This is a genomic window from Halorhodospira neutriphila (assembly GCF_016584055.1).
In the GTDB taxonomy this organism is placed as follows: domain Bacteria; phylum Pseudomonadota; class Gammaproteobacteria; order Nitrococcales; family Halorhodospiraceae; genus Halorhodospira; species Halorhodospira neutriphila.
This window is the reverse complement of sequence record NZ_NRSH01000002.1, coordinates 15,068-30,506: the sequence shown is the minus strand read 5'-3', so window position 1 is coordinate 30,506 and position 15,439 is coordinate 15,068. Positions and strand designations below refer to the sequence as shown.

Annotated in this window: 15 protein-coding genes and 2 riboswitches; of the genes, 7 read left to right on the top strand and 8 right to left on the bottom strand. The window is 73.7% G+C overall.

Going from position 1 to position 15,439, the window contains the following annotated elements:
- Nucleotides 1–25 precede the first annotated feature (25 nt).
- The 5 genes from CKO13_RS00430 to CKO13_RS00410 are packed head-to-tail and all read right to left on the bottom strand — an operon-like array spanning nucleotide 26 to nucleotide 4,471.
- Nucleotides 26–940, bottom strand: a complete 915-nt coding sequence (locus CKO13_RS00430) for an energy transducer TonB (RefSeq protein ID WP_200255722.1) — start codon at nucleotides 938–940, stop codon at nucleotides 26–28.
- Entirely contained in the window at nucleotides 940–1,344 is a 405-nt protein-coding gene (locus tag CKO13_RS00425; protein WP_200255721.1) for an ExbD/TolR family protein, read from the bottom strand. The genes CKO13_RS00430 and CKO13_RS00425 overlap by 1 nt, the downstream gene beginning before the upstream one ends.
- Nucleotides 1,341–1,742, bottom strand: coding sequence for an ExbD/TolR family protein (locus CKO13_RS00420; RefSeq protein WP_207132024.1), 402 nt, complete (start codon nucleotides 1,740–1,742; stop codon nucleotides 1,341–1,343). The genes CKO13_RS00425 and CKO13_RS00420 overlap by 4 nt, the downstream gene beginning before the upstream one ends.
- Nucleotides 1,732–2,409, bottom strand: coding sequence for a MotA/TolQ/ExbB proton channel family protein (locus tag CKO13_RS00415; RefSeq protein ID WP_200255719.1), 678 nt, complete (start codon nucleotides 2,407–2,409; stop codon nucleotides 1,732–1,734). Before CKO13_RS00415 ends, CKO13_RS00420 begins: the two co-directional genes overlap by 11 nt.
- Before the next feature lie 13 nt (nucleotides 2,410–2,422).
- Nucleotides 2,423–4,471, bottom strand: a complete 2,049-nt coding sequence (locus CKO13_RS00410; RefSeq protein ID WP_200255718.1) for a TonB-dependent receptor plug domain-containing protein — start codon at nucleotides 4,469–4,471, stop codon at nucleotides 2,423–2,425.
- A 132-nt stretch (nucleotides 4,472–4,603) separates the two neighbouring features.
- A riboswitch (cobalamin riboswitch) is annotated at nucleotides 4,604–4,850 on the bottom strand.
- 135 nt (nucleotides 4,851–4,985) lie between these two features.
- Nucleotides 4,986–5,208, top strand: a riboswitch (cobalamin riboswitch).
- A gap of 34 nt (nucleotides 5,209–5,242) precedes the next feature.
- Between CKO13_RS00410 and CKO13_RS00405 the strand changes: the two genes are divergently transcribed.
- The 4 genes from CKO13_RS00405 (at nucleotide 5,243) to CKO13_RS00390 (ending at nucleotide 8,663) form a co-directional block, all read left to right on the top strand.
- Complete coding sequence (locus CKO13_RS00405; RefSeq protein WP_200255717.1) at nucleotides 5,243–6,367, top strand: ABC transporter substrate-binding protein; 1,125 nt, start codon at nucleotides 5,243–5,245, stop codon at nucleotides 6,365–6,367.
- Nucleotides 6,368–7,459, top strand: coding sequence for a FecCD family ABC transporter permease (locus CKO13_RS00400; RefSeq protein ID WP_200255716.1), 1,092 nt, complete (start codon nucleotides 6,368–6,370; stop codon nucleotides 7,457–7,459).
- The gene (locus CKO13_RS00395) at nucleotides 7,456–8,235 is read left to right on the top strand and encodes an ABC transporter ATP-binding protein (protein ID WP_200255715.1); all 780 of its coding nucleotides are present in this window, start codon (nucleotides 7,456–7,458) and stop codon (nucleotides 8,233–8,235) included. Before CKO13_RS00400 ends, CKO13_RS00395 begins: the two co-directional genes overlap by 4 nt.
- 119 nt (nucleotides 8,236–8,354) lie before the next feature.
- Nucleotides 8,355–8,663 (top strand): hypothetical protein, encoded by a 309-nt coding sequence (locus CKO13_RS00390; RefSeq protein ID WP_200255714.1) that lies wholly within the window; start codon nucleotides 8,355–8,357, stop codon nucleotides 8,661–8,663.
- A gap of 24 nt (nucleotides 8,664–8,687) precedes the next feature.
- Here CKO13_RS00390 and CKO13_RS00385 read toward each other — a convergent pair whose 3' ends face one another.
- Nucleotides 8,688–9,002, bottom strand: a complete 315-nt coding sequence (locus CKO13_RS00385) for a helix-turn-helix domain-containing protein (RefSeq protein ID WP_200255713.1) — start codon at nucleotides 9,000–9,002, stop codon at nucleotides 8,688–8,690.
- Between the two features lie 315 nt (nucleotides 9,003–9,317).
- Between CKO13_RS00385 and CKO13_RS00380 the strand changes: the two genes are divergently transcribed.
- From CKO13_RS00380 to CKO13_RS00370, 3 genes are all read left to right on the top strand, one after another.
- Nucleotides 9,318–10,736 (top strand): ATPase domain-containing protein, encoded by a 1,419-nt coding sequence (locus tag CKO13_RS00380; protein ID WP_200255712.1) that lies wholly within the window; start codon nucleotides 9,318–9,320, stop codon nucleotides 10,734–10,736.
- Nucleotides 10,737–10,738: 2 nt separating this feature from the next.
- Entirely contained in the window at nucleotides 10,739–11,782 is a 1,044-nt protein-coding gene (locus tag CKO13_RS00375; RefSeq protein WP_200255711.1) for an HD domain-containing phosphohydrolase, read from the top strand.
- Nucleotides 11,783–11,916: 134 nt separating this feature from the next.
- Nucleotides 11,917–12,453: a superoxide dismutase family protein gene (locus tag CKO13_RS00370; protein WP_200255710.1), complete on the top strand. Its 537-nt coding sequence runs from the start codon at nucleotides 11,917–11,919 to the stop codon at nucleotides 12,451–12,453.
- On the opposite strand, the gene CKO13_RS12880 is transcribed toward CKO13_RS00370, so the two are convergent.
- A complete protein-coding gene (locus tag CKO13_RS12880) occupies nucleotides 12,437–15,097 on the bottom strand; it encodes a PAS domain-containing protein (RefSeq protein ID WP_200255709.1) in 2,661 nt (886 codons plus the stop codon). The two genes, CKO13_RS00370 and CKO13_RS12880, sit on opposite strands and share 17 nt — an antisense overlap.
- A gap of 31 nt (nucleotides 15,098–15,128) precedes the next feature.
- A complete protein-coding gene (locus CKO13_RS00360) occupies nucleotides 15,129–15,338 on the bottom strand; it encodes a dodecin (RefSeq protein WP_200255708.1) in 210 nt (69 codons plus the stop codon).
- Between the last annotated feature and the right edge of the window lie 101 nt (nucleotides 15,339–15,439).

Genomic DNA, 15,439 nt, shown 5'->3' with positions numbered 1-15,439 from the left:
GCGGCGCCCCCCCGGGGCCGCGGGGCTAGCGCAACCGGAACTCGATGGGGACGGTCAGCGCCAGGCGCTCGGCCTCCACCTCCTCGGGCAGGGATGGCATCTGTACCGCCTCGATCATCCGCTCGACCTCGGCGTTGAAGGCCTCATGCCCCGAGGGGGCCTCGATCTCCCAGTCGCGTACGGTGCCGTCGGCATCCAGGGTGAAGCGCAGGAGGACCTTGCCCTCAAGGCGGCGGTGCCTCGCGGTGCGCGGGTAGCGCTGCTCCGCCTGCAGCGCCCGGCGGAGCTCGGCCAGGTAGGCGTCGTCGACATCCGCGGCGGTCCCCATCTTCGCCTCGCGGGACTCCCCCGCCTTGCTCGCCCTATCACTGCCTTGCGGCCCGGGGGAGGCCGGCTCGGTCTCCGGCTCCTCTTTCTCCTCCGGCTCCTCAGGCTCCTCGCGCTGCTCCGGCGCGGGGGCAGGCCGCGGCTCCGGCTCAGGCTCGGGGGCCGGCCGGGGATCCGGCTCGGGCTCCTGCTCGGGATCCGGCTCGGGCTCCTGCTCGGGTTCCGGCTCGGGCTCGGCGGCATCCTCGGGCCCTGCTTCTTCCTGCGGCGGCTCCTCGGCCTCGTTCGCCTCGCCCTCGTCGGGATTGGCTGCGGGGGCCTCCGACGGCTCTGCCTCCTCCGTGTCCGCTTGCTCGGGGGTGGCGTTGTCGGTCTCGGCCTGCTCGGTGTCCGCCTCCTCGGCCTCCGCCTCCTCGGCCTCCGCCTTTTCGGCCTCGCTTTGCCCCGTCTCGGCCGCGGAGGATCCCGAGGCGAGCTGGACCTCCACACCCTGAGGGGGGCGGATCGGCTCCGGCTCCTCCTGCGCCCCCAGGAGGATGGCCAGCAAGGCGGCGTGGACGCCTAGGGCCGCCGCGCCGGCCGCCACCCAATGGACCCACTGTAGCTGCACCATCAGTCCTCCCGGCGCGTGATCAGCCGCACCCGCTCGAGCCCTGCGGCGCGCAGGTCATCCATGACCTCGAGCAGCCGTTCCGCGTCGGCCTCGGCGTCGGGCTTGACCTCCACGGGGCGCTCCGGGCCCTCCTCGAGGCGCTCCTGGAGGCGCCTGCGCAGGCCCTCGCGGCCGTCCACGACCTCGTCGCCCAGCGCCAGGCGCCCCTCGGCGTCGATGAGCACCCGGATCGGGTCTTCCGGGGCTGCCTCCCCCGCCTCGCTCGCGGCCGGGTCGACGGAGAGGGGCGATTCCGGCGTCAGGGTCCCGGCCACCATGAAGAAGATCAGCAGCAGGAAGACGATGTTGATCATCGGGACGGTGCCTTCCTCCGGCTCCCGCCGCCGGGGCTCGGGCAGCCTCATTCCGCCTCCCCGCGTCGCACGGCCACGCGGCTCAGCCCGGCGGCCGAGGCGGCGTCGAGCGCCTGGACGACGCGGCGCACGGGCACCCCGGCGCCGACCAGGAGGTGGAGCCGGCGCTCGGCGTCCTCGGCGTGCACCGCCCGCAGCCGCTCGTCCAGCTCCGCCGCCGTCAGGGCGGCGTCGCCGATGCGGTACCCCTGCTGCTCGACGTGCAGCCGCAAGGGATCCTCCTCCTCCTGCTCGCTGGCCTTGTCCCTGCCCGGCGCGCTGACGCTGAACGCCTGCCACTCCACGAACGAGGAGGCGATCATGAAGAAGACCAGCAGGATGAAGACGACGTCGATCAGCGGGGTGAGGCTCACCAGGCGCCGCCGCCGCGGTGGCGGCTCAAGCCGCATGGCGCGGCGGGGCGGCGGTGAACACCTGGGTCACGGCGTCCTCGAGGCGGTGCCGGAAGCGCTCGACGACCCGCTCGAGCCAGGTCAGGGCGGCCACGGCCGGGATCGCCAGGGCGATGCCGGCCGCCGTGGTCAGCAGCGCCTCCCAGATCCCGCCGGAGAGCATCGCCGGGTCCACCTGGCTGCCCGCCGCCTCGAGCTGGCGGAAGGCCTCGATCATGCCGAGCACGGTGCCGAGCAGCCCGAGCAGGGGGCTGAGCGCCCCGATGGCCTCGAGCCCGCGCAGGTAGGCGCGCAGCTGCTCGAGCCGGCCGCTGGCCAGGCGGGTGACCTCCTCGCGGAGCCGCGCCTCGTCGGCCTCCGGATCGAGGCGGCCGCGCATGGCCGCGGCCAGGGGCTCGGCGCCGATGTGCCGGCTCGCCGCCAGGCGCTGCAGGGCCTGCCCCGGCTCCTCGGCGTGCCAGGATGCCAGCGCCTGGGCCATCGTCCGCCGGTCGTGGAGCCGGGCGGCGCTGAACTGCCAGAGCTTGAGCAGGATCAGGGTCAGCGTGAAGACGGAGAGCAGGGCCAGCAGGATCAGCACCGGCCCGCCGTTGTCGACAACGGCCAGCAGCCGCTGGCCGATGCCGCCCTCGGCGAAAGGCTGTAGGGGGATCGCGTCGCTCATCGCCGTTCCTTCTCTAGAAGCGCAGGGTCCCGGTCACCCGCACGTCCCGGCCGGGCTCCTCGCGGATGTGGAACTCGCCGTCCTCCTCAACCGCCAGGGAGGTATGCGTGGCGTACTGCTCGTCGAGGAGGTTGTTCACGGCCAGCGCCAGGGTCAGGCGCTCGTCGGCCCAGGGGCGCCACTGCGCCTGCACGTCGTGGAGGTGGTAGCCGTCGCGCTCGGGCTCGTCGTCGGGGACATCGGTGTAGTCGTCGACCCAGGTGAGGGTGTAGCCCAGGGTCAGGGTCTCGTGGACGGCCCAGCGCTGATCCCAGACCAGGCGGTCGCCGCCGGCCCCGCCCAGGCGCCGGCTCACGCCCACCGGCTCGCCGTCGTCGTCGACGGCCTCGGCGCTCATGAACGACACCCGGGTGTCGTAAGCGCCTGCCCCCCAGGCGGCGCGCAGCTCGTAGCCGCGCAGGCGGACCGGGTCGGGGCGGTTGCGGATCTCGCCGATGAGGGGGTCGCCATCGTTCTTGTCCCGTGCCTTAGGGCTCAACGGACTCCCCCAGGGGTCGTTGCGCTCGATGCTGTGCTCGATTCGCGTCTCGAAGAGCGTGGCCTCGAGCTCGAGGCGGTCGCGGGCGGTGAGCAGGTCCCGCCCCTGGTAGCGCAGGCCGCCCTCGCGGCGCTGGGACTCCTCGGCCTGGAACGGCTCGCCGTCGTTGAGGTTGGTGTTCTCCGCGTCGATGAACTGCAGCCAGCCGATGGGCAGCGTGCCGGCGCCGTTGACGGCCTCGCCGTAGCCGGCGAAGGCGGTCCAGCCCGCGGCCAGGTCCAGCTCCGCGCTGAGGTTGGGCGAGACGGCGTCGCCGTCCAGCTCCTGCTCCACCAGGTCGGTGCTGTAGTCGTCGAGGCGTACGCCCGCCGAGAGGCGCAGCCGCTCCCACCGCATGCGGTCCTGCAGGAAGGCGCCGAGGTTCCGGGACCGGTGGCTCAGCCGCGGGCCGTCGGCCTGCTCGATACGGCCGTCCTCGGTGTAGTAGTCGAGGCCGACGGTGAGCCGGTGGCGGGCCGCCCCGGCCTCCAGGGTGAAGGTGTTGCGCAGGTCGCCGCCGTACTCGACGGCGCGGATGGCGGTATTGTCGTCCTGGCGCTCCAGGCGCTTGTCGTTGCGGTAGATCCGGGCCCGCCAGTCGACGAGCGAGTTCGCCGGCCGGTAGCGGTGCTCGGCGGTCCAGGTCTCGCGGCGCTGCTCCTGGCCCACCGGCTCCAGCTTGAGGGTCTCGCGGGGGTCGCCGAAGTCACTGCCCCAGGAGCCGTAGGGGTGGTCCCCCTCGAAGGTGTTGCGCTGCGCCCCGAGGCGCAGCTGGTGGCCCGAGGCCGGCGTCCGGCTGAGGCGCACCAGGTAGTCGCGGTCGCGCCCGCCGGAGTACGGCATGGTCCCGCCGCCCCCGACCCGGTAGTCGTCCCGGTTGGTCGCGCCGATGTGCGCCAGCGCCCCCCAGTCGTTACCCAGGCGCCCGAAGAGGGTCGTCGAGCCGCGCTCAGCATCGTCGGCGCTGGCGTAGCCGGCGCTCAGCCGGGCGCCGGTATCCTCGCCGGGGGCGAGCAGATCCTGGGCGTCCACGGTCTTGAAGCGGACCGCGCCGCCTAGCGCGCCGGGCCCCTGGTCCGCCGCCGGCCGTGGGTCGATCTCCACGGCCTTGAGCAGGGCCGGGTCGATGCCGGTGAGGCCGCCGCGGTGCTGGTGGAGATCGCGCCCCTGGCGCGCCCCGTCCACGGTGACGTTCAGGTTGCTGGACTCCACGCCGCGCAGGTAGAGCCGCTGGGCGTTGCGGCTGCCGCCGCCGACCTCCGCCGAGGCCTCGCCGCGGAAGACCTCGGCGCTGCTGGAGGCCTGACGGCGCTGCAGCTCTTCACGCCCCGTGCCGCGCTCGAGGGGGTCGCCGCCGGCCTCGACGCGCACCGGCGACAGGCTGGTGGACGATAATTCACTTCCGTCGTCGGCGGCCGCGGCGGGTACGGTGGCCGCCGCGGCGAGCAGGGCGCCCGTCAGGCGCCCGGTTGGTGGATGCAGCATCTTCAGCGCTCCTCGTCTTGCGACGGGCGCTGGCGACTCATGCTGGGGGAGGCCGACGGCGAGCGTGCCGCCGTTGCCAGAGGCGGGTAGGTAGGACCGACCGTTTCCCCCAGGCGCGCCGCCCGCACGCCGTTCCGTGGGTTGCTGTGGGCCGGTCTCCGGGCTCGTGGGGGGCGCTGGACGCGCCGCTGCGGATCGCCTTCCCACGAGGGCCGCCGGCTGACGGCTGTCTCGCAGTGGCCCGTAATCCGCAGGACCCACCTACCGTTGCGGGGGCAGCGCCGGCTTCACTGCAGCGGGGCAGCTGGACCGGACTTCCCGTTTAACCCGGCGGGCGAGGCGATCTCGCCCGCAGGGCACCCACATCAAGGCGGCGGATCTTAGACGGGCACGGCCGTGTGTTGCAAGCCAGGGGATCGCGCCCCGGCGACGGCCCGCTACGAGCGGGCCCGATTGACACCCCCGTGCTACCCCCTTAGGGTCATCCGCTCTCCAGGTGCCCCGGCGGGAGGCCGCCGGGATCCCGCGGCCGGGTGCGCCGCGGGATCGGGAAGCCGGTGCGCCCGCCGCCGCAAGGCGCGGGCAAGGCCGGCGCTGTCCCCGCAACGGTAGGCGAGAGCAGGCGCGGCACGAGCCACTGCACCCGGGTGTCCCCGGCACCCGGTGCGGGAAGGCGCCGCGCCGGGCGCAGGGCGCCGCTCGCGAGCCCGGAGACCGGCCTGGAGGTGAGGACACCGCGCGACGGGGGATCGCGCCAAGCCTGGAGGCCCCATGCCGTACCCCGCTTCCCGCCTGCTCGCCGCGCTCGTCGCGGCCGTCGTGCTGCTCGCCGCCTGCCCCGCCGACTCGGAGGAGGGCGCCGCGCCCGCCGCGGAGCGGACCCGGACCGTCGAGGACATGCTCGGCCGCAGCGTCGAGGTGCCGCGGGAGATCGAGCGCATCGCCACGGTCAACGTCGACGCCTTCCGCATGCTCCTGCACCTCGGCGCCGCCGAGCGGCTGGTCGGTATCCCCAGCAACATGTTCGGCTCGCGCTTCGCCGAGGAGAAGACCATCGAGGCGCGGGCCTTCGAGGCCCTGGCGCAGACGCCGCGGGTCGGCGGCGGGCAGCCCGGCGCCGAGATCAACCTCGAGCGGGTGCTGGCCACCGACCCGGACGTCTTCCTCTACTGGGCCTTCACCCGCAGGGACGAGCCCGGCGCGCTCGCCGATCGGGCGGAGCGCCTCGAGCGCCAGCTCGGCGTGCCGGTGGTGGCCGTCAGCACCCTCGGCGGCGACCGCAGCTCGGCCGAGGCGGCCCTCGAGGAGATCGAGACCGCCTACCGCCTGGTGGGCGAGCTGACCGGCCGCCAGGAGCGGGCGGCGGCGCTGCTCGAGTACTACCGCGACGGCGTCGCGCAGGTGCAGTCGCGGCTCCCCGAGGCCGCCTCGGCGCCGCGGATCTACCTGGCGCACCGGCGCAACCTCTACAACCACGTTGCCTTCTACCCGCCGGCCGAGCAGCTCGGCGCCGAGCTGGTCACCGCCGGGCGCCCGGGCGGCGACGGCGAGGTCAGCGCCGAGGAGCTGGTCAAGTGGGACCCGGCGTATATCTTCCTCCACACCCCCTCCAAGGCGAGCCGCGTGAGCCGCGAGGCGGTCCTCGACGACGCGCGCCTGGCCGGCGTCGAGGCCGTCGAGCAGGGGCGCGTCTACCGCTTCAAGGGCACCTACATGGGCTGGGACCTGGCCACCGGCCTGGTCGACCTGGTCCACATGGCCAAGATCCTCTACCCGCAGGCCATGGCCGGGGTCGATCGCGCCGAGCGCGGCGAGGCGATCCTGCGCTTCTTCTACGGCGAGCCGGGGCTCTACGAGCACCTGGCCGAGCAGAGCGGGCTCGAGGGCCGCAGGTAGATGGGGGCGGCCGGCTCCGCCGGCGCCCCGGAGGAGGCCGGGGCGCCGGCCGTCACGGCGGCCTACGCCCGGGCGGTCCGGCGCAAGGGGGTGGTGCTCCTCGCCCTGGCGGCGGCGCTGCTCGGCGTCTGCCTCGCCGGGCTGGGCCTCGGGCCGCTGGGGATCCCGCTCACCGAGGTCGTCCAGGCCGTGCTCGCCCGGCCCCTCGGCGCGGAGTGGGTGAGCGAGCAGACCGCCCACGTGGTCTGGCGCATCCGCCTGCCGCGCCTGGCCACCGCGGTGGTCGCCGGCGCCGGGCTGGCCCTCGGCGGCGTGATCCTCCAGACCCTGCTGCGCAACCCCATGGCCTCGCCCTTCACCCTCGGTATCGCCTCGGGCGCCTCGCTGGGGGCGGCGCTGGCCATCGTCCTCGGCGTCTCGGTCGTCGGCACCTACGGCATCGTCGGCAACGCCTTCCTCTTCGCCCTCGGCGTGTCGCTGCTGATCCTGCTCATCGGCCGGGTGAAGGGGGCGACGCCGGCGAGCCTGATCCTCGCCGGGATCGCGCTGATGTACTTCTTCGGGGCGGCGACCACGCTGCTGGTCTACTTCGCCGACGCCGACGCCACCCGGGAGGTGATGTTCTGGGGCGTGGGCAGCCTCAGCCGCGCCGGCTGGGAGAGCCTCGCCTTCATCAGCGCGGCCCTGGCGCTGACGCTGCCGGTCTTCGCGCTGCGGGCCGGGGACCTGAACCGGCTGCTCCTCGGCGAGGAGGCGGCCACCAGCCTGGGCATCCCGGTGGCCCGGCTGCGCCTGGCGCTGATGTTCCTGGTGGCGCTGCTGGTGGCGGTGGTGGTGGCCTTCACCGGCGGCATCGGCTTCCTGGGGCTCGTGGCGCCGCACCTGGCCCGGCTGCTCATCGGCGCCGACCACCGCTTCCTGATCCCGGCCACGGCGCTTATCGGCGGGCTGCTCCTGGCGCTGGCCGACCTGGTCTCGCTGCACGCCTTCGACGCCGTGGTGCTCCCCGTCGGGGTGGTCACCGCCTTCCTCGGCTCGCCGCTGTTCGTCTACCTGATCCTGCGCCGCCGCGAGGGGGGCAGCGGGGCATGAGCCGTATCGAGGTCCGCGGGCTGCGCTACGCCTACCGGGGCGCCGAGGTGCTCCACGGGGTCGATGGCCGCGTCGACGCCGGCGAGGTGGTGGCGCTCATCGGCCCCAACGGCTCGGGCAAGAGCACGCTGCTCCGCTGCCTGGCCGGCATCCTGCGCCCGCGCCGCGGCGAGATCCGCATCGCCGGCGAGCCCCTCCGCGGCCAGCGCCAGGCGCGCATCGCCCGCCACCTCGCCTACGTGCCCCAGGGCTCGGAGGCCGCCGAGCCGCTGACCGTCCTCGAGAGCGTCCTCCTCGGCCTGGGGCGGGCGAGCTGGCGCTACGGCCCCGCGGACCTGGCCCGGGCCGAGCGGGTCCTGGCCCGGCTCGGCCTGGGGGAGCTGGCGCAGCGCCCGCTGCCGGAGCTCAGCGGCGGGCAGCGGCAGAAGGCGGCCCTGGCCCGGGCGCTGGTGCGCGAGGCGCCGTTCCTGCTCCTCGACGAGCCCACCAACCACCTGGACATGCGGCACGAGCGCGACCTCATCGAGATCCTCACCCGCTGCGCCCGCGAGCAGGGGCAGGGCGTCCTGGTGGTGCTCCACGACATCAACGTGGCGGTGCAGCTCGCCGACCGCATCCTGCTGCTGCGCGACGGCCAGGTGCGGGCCGACGGGCCCCCGCGGCAGGTGGTCACCGCCACCGGTATCCGCGACGCCTACGGCGTGGCCGTCCGGCTTGTCGAGCGCGGGGGCACGCCCTTCGTGGCCGGCTACGAGCTCGCCCGGCCGGGCGGCTGAGCCGCCGCCGTCTCCCCAGGGCGCCCGCGCCTGCCGGCGGGGTGTGCTTGACTTCTGCATGAGAATATTTATCATTTAAATACAACCTTTCAGGTACAGATTCCGCGGAGGAGGCAGCCATGGCGTCCAAGCACCCCATCGGCACCACGGCGGCGCAGCGGGGGCAGCCCCCGCGGGAGGCGCCGGTAACGGTCGTCCACGCCGAGCAGGCCTTCGCCGCAGGCGCTGCGGCGGCGGCGCAGGAGGCGCTCTTCGAGCGCGCCGGGGATTGGGCCGAGGAGAGCGGCCTGCCGGCCCGGGCGAGCCGCCGCGAGCTCCAGCAGTGCGCCCGGCGTCTCGGCGTCAGCGAGGAGCAGGCGCTCCACATCGCCGTCAAGCAGCTCCACGAGGAGTTCTTCGAGCCCGGCGGGCTCAGCGCGGCGGAGTAGAGGACAGCGTGTGGCGGGGGGCGCCTAGGCCCGGATCAGCGCCTCCCGCAGTGCCTGGCCCCGGTCCGTCAGGTAGACGAGCTTGCTCCGCCGGTCGGCGGGGTTCTCCTCGAGCCGGATCAGCTGGAGCCCCTGGGCGCCTCGTCGGTACCGGGGGCCGAGGTGGCCGAGGTGGCGGGAGAGCGTGGACTTGGGGATGGCCAGCTGGAGCTCCAGCGCCTGGGCGGACTGGCCCTCGTTCAGGCAGACCGTGATGAACACCTCCATCAGCTGCGCCGACATGAAGGGGTCGTGCGCCTTGAAGGCCTCCAGCGCCTTGAGATACTGGCTTAGGTCCAACTTCCCCCCTTCCGGCTTGGCCGCTTCTGCTCGGGCGCAGCGGGGCAGGGCGCTACGGGGGAGGGAGCGCTGCCGTTACCTAAAACCATGCTGCCAGAAGGGATTGATTCATTGGTACGCAAGTGCATATAGTTCCTTATCAAGGACTATATAGCGCTAAAAGGCTGCGCCTCTGCGGGTCGATTCACCGCCGTTTCATCAAAGGGAAGGCTGCCCTGTTCTACGATCCCGAGGGTGGGATTTCAGGGGCGGTCCAGCGGCTGTAGAAGGGGAAGAGATCCCCGGGAGCGGCGCAGCCGTCAAGGAGGGTGTGCCATGGAGCGCACAGGCACCCGCCGGCTCAGCACCGGCGTAGCGGGGCTCGATGAGGTCCTCCAGGGCGGGCTGCTGAGCGAGCGCGTCTACCACATCCGGGGCGGCCCGGGGTGCGGGAAGACCACCCTGGGGCTGCACTTCCTGGCAGCGGACCCCCAGGCGAGCGCGGTCCACGTGACCTTCGGCGAGCGGCCCGAGCAGCTCCGGGCCGACTTCAGCGACCTGGCCGGGGCGCTGCAGGCCATCGAGATCCTCGACCTCTCGCCGGCCCCCAGCCATCTCCAGAGCCACCCCGCCTACGACCTCTTCCACAGCGACGAGGTCGAGGTGGCGCCGGTCTTCGAGCGCATCCAGGAGGCCGCCTCCCGCCTGCGGCCCCGGCGCGTGTTCATCGACTCGCTCACCCAGCTGCGCTACCTGAGCCCCGATCCGGCGCAGTTCCGCTCCCAGGTCCTCGCCCTGCTGCGCACCTTCACCGACCAGGGCGCGACGGTGCTCTTCACCTCCGAGGCCAGCGGCGAGGCGCCGGACGACGACCTGCGCTTCCTCAGTGACGGGGTCATCACGCTCACGCTGGAGGCCGACGGCAGCCGCAGCCTGGAGGTGAGCAAGCTCCGCGGCTCCGGCTTCCTCTCGGGCAAGCACGACCTCACCCTCGGCGATGCCCAGGGGATCCAGGTGCGGCCCCGCCTCGTCCCCTCGCACTACGGCAGCCGCTTCGAGCCCCAGGTGATCAACTCCGGCGTGCCGCGGATCGACCAGCTCATCGGCGGCGGGGTCCACCGCGGCACCACCACGCTGCTCGCCGGGCCGAGCGGCAGCGGCAAGACCACCCTGGGGATGCAGTTCATGAAGGAGGCCGCCGGCCGCGGCGAGAGCTCGGCGCTGTTCCTCTTCGAGGAGGACCCGGCGACGCTGCTCCACCGCGCCGACGCCCTGCAGATGCCCCTGCGCGGCATGCTCGAGCGGGGCACGCTCTACCTTGAGCGGGTCGAGCCGCTCCACTACACGCCCACGCAGCTCGCCCACCTCCTGCGCCACCAGGTGGAGGAGCGCGACGTGCGCCTGGTCATGCTCGACAGCATCGCCGGCTACCAGCTGGCCCTGCGCGGGCAGGATCCGCTGCTGGAGCTGCACACCCTGAGCCAGTACCTCAAGAACATGGGCGTGACCGTCCTCCTGGTCAACGAGATCAACGCCCGCTCGGCGAGTGAGCTGCGCTCCAGCAGCTTCGACCTCAGCCCGCTCGTCGACAACGTGCTGCTGTTCAACCTGGTCGTCGAGGAGGGCCGGCTGCGCAAGCAGCTCCGGATGCTCAAGCGCCGCACCGGCGGCTTCGACGAGCGGGCCGCCTACCTGGCCTTCACCCCCTACGGGCTCGAGGTGGAGGAGCTCGGCGCCGGTCAGCAGGCTGTCTAGTCGTGGCCCGCGTCGCGCTGCTGGTGGAGCACAGCGGCAACCGCCGCCTGCTCCACGACTACCTCGGCCCGCACTATACCGTGATGGCCGAGGAGGAGCTCTGCCTCGAGGCGGAGCCGCCGGAGCTGGTGGTGGCGGACCCGCGCGCCCTGCACCGCTGGGAGCCGGCCCTCCGGCAGGCGCGGGCGATATGGTCGCCGCTGCTGATCCCCGTGCTGCTCATGGTCTCCGGCGACGGCGTCCGGCAGGCCTCGGAGCGGCTCGGCGACACCGCCGAGGACGTGGTCCGCCGCCCCCTGAGCAAGGCGGAGCTGTGGGCGCGGATCCAGAACCTCCTGCGCCTGCGCGCCTTCTCGGCGGACCTCAACGGCCGCCTGACAGACACGGCGGCGTACAGCCAGGTCCTGGAGCGCCGGGTCGCCGAGCGCACGGAGCAGCTGCAGTACACGCTCAGCGAGACGGTGCAGCGGCTCACCCGCGCCTCGGAGTTCCGGGACACGGACACCGGCCGCCACATCGCCCGCGTCTGCCACCATACCCGGCAGCTCGCCGACGCCCTCGGCTGCGACGGGCAGCTGTGCCGCGAGCTCTTCGAGGTGGCCGCCCTCCACGACGTCGGCAAGATCGCCGTCCCCGACCACGTCCTGCGCAAGCCGGGGCCCCTCGACGCCGAGGAGTGGGCGCTCATGAAGCGCCATACCGTCGACGGCGAGTGGATGCTCCAGGGCTCCGACTCCCCCTACCTGCAGCGCGGCGCGGAGGTCGCCCGCTCGCACCACGAGCGCTACGACGGCACCGGCTATCCCGACGGCCTGGCGGGCGACGCCATCCCCCTCTCGGCCCGCCTGGTGCAGCTGGCCGACGTCTACGACGCCCTGCGCACCGAGCGGCCGTACAAGCCCGCCTTCAGCCACGAGCAGGCGCGCCGGATCATCCTCGAGGGGGACGGCCGGACCGCCCCGGAGCACTTCGACCCGGAGATCCTGCGCGCCTTCGAGCGCAACGCCGCCGCCTTCGACCGCATCCAGGAGACCCTCAAGGACTGACGGCGGCCCGCCGCCCGGGGCCCCGATGGGCCGGCCTCGGCGTGCCGGGCCTTGAGCCCGGCGCCGATGGTCTACCTTGAGGGGTGTCCCTAACGCCGATCCCATCCACCCAGAGCGCCAGTGCAGGAGGGGCCATGCGGGGTGCTTTCACCATTGCGGCGATCCTCGGGGCGGCGGCCGCCGGCGCCGCGGCCGCGGCGGAGCGGCCGGCGGCGAGCGCCAGCCTCATCAACACGGAGGGCGAGCCCATCGGCACCGCCGAGCTGCACCAGGGGCCGGAGGGCACCCTCGTCCGCCTCGAGCTCGACGGGCTCGCCGGGGGCGAGGGCTTCCACGCCATCCATATCCACCAGCGCGGCGACTGCAGCGACCCCGGCGAGGGGTTCCAGGCCTCCGGCGGCCACCTCAACCCGCAGGGGCGCCAGCACGGGCTGCTCAATTCCCAGGGGCCCGACGCCGGGGACTTCGCCAACATCTACGCCGACGCCCGGGGGCGGGTCCGCGCCGAGCTCTTCACCCCCTGGGCCAGCCTCGACGGCGCGGTGGGGGCCCGGATCCGGGACAGCGACGGCGCGGCGCTGGTCATCCACGAGGGGCCGGACGACCACGAGAGCCAGCCCATCGGCGGCGCCGGGGCGCGGATCGCCTGCGGCGTTATCGAGGGGCGCTAGCGCGCTGAACCCACGCCAGCAGCCGGTGCAGGCCCTGCTGCTGGAGCGGCTTGCTCAGGTAGGCGTCGCAGCCGGCGCGGCAGCAGGCCTGCTGGGGCTCGTCGAGGGTGTGGGCGGTCAGCACGGCCACGGGGGTCCGCCCCAGGCCGTGCAGCGCCTCCTCGGCCCGGATCGCCTCGAGGACCTCGAGGCCGTCCATCCGGGGCATCTGCAGGTCGAGGAGCACGAGATCCGGCGCGCTCTGCCGCCAGCGCTCGAGCGCCTCCCGCCCGTCCTCGGTGAGCTCGGCGCTGCTGCCGAGGCGCTCGAGCAGCGCCTGGGTGAGCAGGGCGTTGGCGGCGTCGTCCTCCGCGGCGAGCACCCGGAGCCCGGCGCCGACGAGCGCCGGCAGCTCCTCGTCGCCGGCGCCCGCCTCGCCGCTCTCCGCCGGCGGCGCCGCGGCGGGCAGCTCGAGGGTCAGCGTGAACGTCGACCCGGCGCCGGGCTCGCTGTCGAGCCGCAGCTCGCCGCCGAGCAGCCCCGCGAGCTCGCGGGCGATGGCCAGCCCGAGCCCGCTGCCCTGCTGGCGGTCGCCGCAGCCGGCCCGGTCGAAGGCCTGGAAGATCCGCTCCTGCATCCGCGGGTCGATGCCGGGGCCGGTGTCCGTCACGGCCGCCCGCGCCCGGCCGTCGCCGTCGGCCGCCACGTGGAGCCGCACCGAGCCCTGCTCGGTGTACTGGATGGCGTTGCTGAGGAGGTTGAGCAGCACCTGGCCGAGGCGGGTCGGATCCGTGCGGACCCAGCGCGGCAGCGCCGGGTCCACCGTCGACGTCAGCTCCAGCCCCTTGCGCTCGGCCTGGAGGTGCAGCAGCGCCAGCTGCTCGTCGAGGAAGGGGCGCAGCTCGAAGGCCTCGGGCTGGAGGGCGATCTTCCCGGCCTGCAGCTGCGAGAGCTCGAGGAGGGTGTCGATGAGCCCGCGCAGGCGCTTGGCGGCGCTCCGGCAGAGCTCGAGGTGGCGGCGCTGCTCGGCGGCGAGCGGCGAGTCGGCGAGCAGCTCGAGGAAGCCCGTCAGGGCGTTCAGGGGCGTGCGCAGGTCGTGGTTGACGGCGTTGAGGAAGTCGGTCTTGCTGCGCTCGGCCTCCTTCTGGGCGGTGATGTCGTAGATCGCCCCCTGCAGGGTGAGCGCCCGCTCGGCGGGCAGGCGCACCAGCCGGCCGATATCGCGGACCCAGCGCACCGTCCCGTCGCGCCGGACGATCCGGTACTCCCGGTCGGTGACGGCCCCCTCGCCGGCCTCGGCGATGAGGGCGCGGTTGCGCGCCCGCACCGCGGGGAAGTCCTCGGGGTGGATGAGCGCCTGCCAGCCGAGCCGGCCGCTGAAGAAGTCGGCCTGCCGGTAGCCGGTGATCTCCTCGACCATGCCGCGCAGCAGGAGCAGCTCCGGGCCCTTCAGGCGAGCCTGGTAGGCGATCCCGATGAAGTCGTCGAGGAAGCGCCGGTAGCGCTCCTCGGCCTCGCGCGGGGTCGTCTCGGCCTCCTTGAGCTGGCTGATGTCGGTGTGGGTCCCCATGACGTAGGTCGGCGCGCCCGCCTCGTCCCGGGCGGTGACCTGGCCGCGCCCGTGGAGCCACTGCCACCCGCCGTCGATCCGCCGGCAGCGGAACTGCACGGAGAAGGTCTCGCCGTGCAGGCGCAGGAGGCTCCTGTGGACCGTGTCCTCCAGCGCCTCCCGGTCCTCGGGGTGGATGCGCGCGCGGAACTCCGCGTAGCTCAGCGCGCCGCGCTCCTGCATCCGGTAGCCGAGCAGGCGCCAGCAGTCGGCGTCCCAGTAGACCCGGTCGCGGCGCAGGTCCCACTCCCAGATGCCGAAGTGGGCCGCCGCCTGGGCCAGGCGGTAGCGCTGCTCGCTGCGGGCGAGGGTCAGCTCCGCCTCCTTGCGCTCGGTGATGTCGAGGAGGTAGCCGTAGTAGCGCGCGACGGCTCCCTGCTCGTCGCGCTCGATGACGGTGAAGTCCTGGAACCAGCGGTAGGCGCCGCCGCCGGTGCGCAGCCGGTAGGGGGCGTGCTCGAAGTGCCCGGCGCCGGCGGCGGTGTGCTCCGCCACCTCCTGGCGCACCCGCTCGAGGTCCTCGGGGTGGACGAGCTCGGCGTAGACGGGGCGGCCGGCCATCAGCGCCTCGGGCTGATGGCCGAGGATCTCGGCGGCGTTGGGGGAGACGTACTCCACCGGCCAGCCCGGCTCGGGGCGCCAGAGGAAGACGACCACCGGTCCGCCGGTGAACAGGTCGCGCTCCCGCTCGGCCCGCTTGCGCTCGGTGATCTCCTCGATGAAGCCCTCGAGCAGGGGGGTGCCGTCCGCCTCGCTGCGCCGGCAGTTGGCGGTCTCGGCCACCCAGATCGTGCGCCCGTCGAGGGTGCGCAGGACGACCTCCCGGCGGTGGATGTGCCCCTCGCGGAGCAGGATCTCGCTCAGGGCCCGCCGCTGCGCCGGAACGGCGTAGAAGCGGCTGGGCGGGTAGGCCTTGAGCACCTCGGCCGACGCCGCCCCGAGCATGCGCGCCAGGGCGCCGTTGGCGTAGAGGAGCCGGTCCTCGGGGCCCGGCGTGCTGACGAAGGCGCCTACCGGGAGCTGCTCCCAGAGGCTCGTTGGGCGCTGCTCTGCCACGGCTCCCCCTCCCTGGGAGCTCCCCCCCTGACTACTCCTCGAGGGTGAACCCGACCTTGATGGTGACCTGCCAGTGGGTGACCTGGCCGCTCTCGATGTGCCCCCGCGTGTCGATGACCTGGAACCAGCGCAGGTTGCGCAGGCTCTCCCCGGCGCGGCGGATGGCGTTGTTGACGGCCTCCTCGACGCCGTTGGGCGAGGTGCCGGTCAGCTCGACGTGCTTGTAGACGTGGTCGCTCATGGTGGCCTCCCGTGGTGGTTACTTAAAGCGGTGGTTACTTTAGTGGTTACTCTAATAGGATCCTTCCTACGCTGCCCCTTATCGGCGCTGCGGGCAACCGG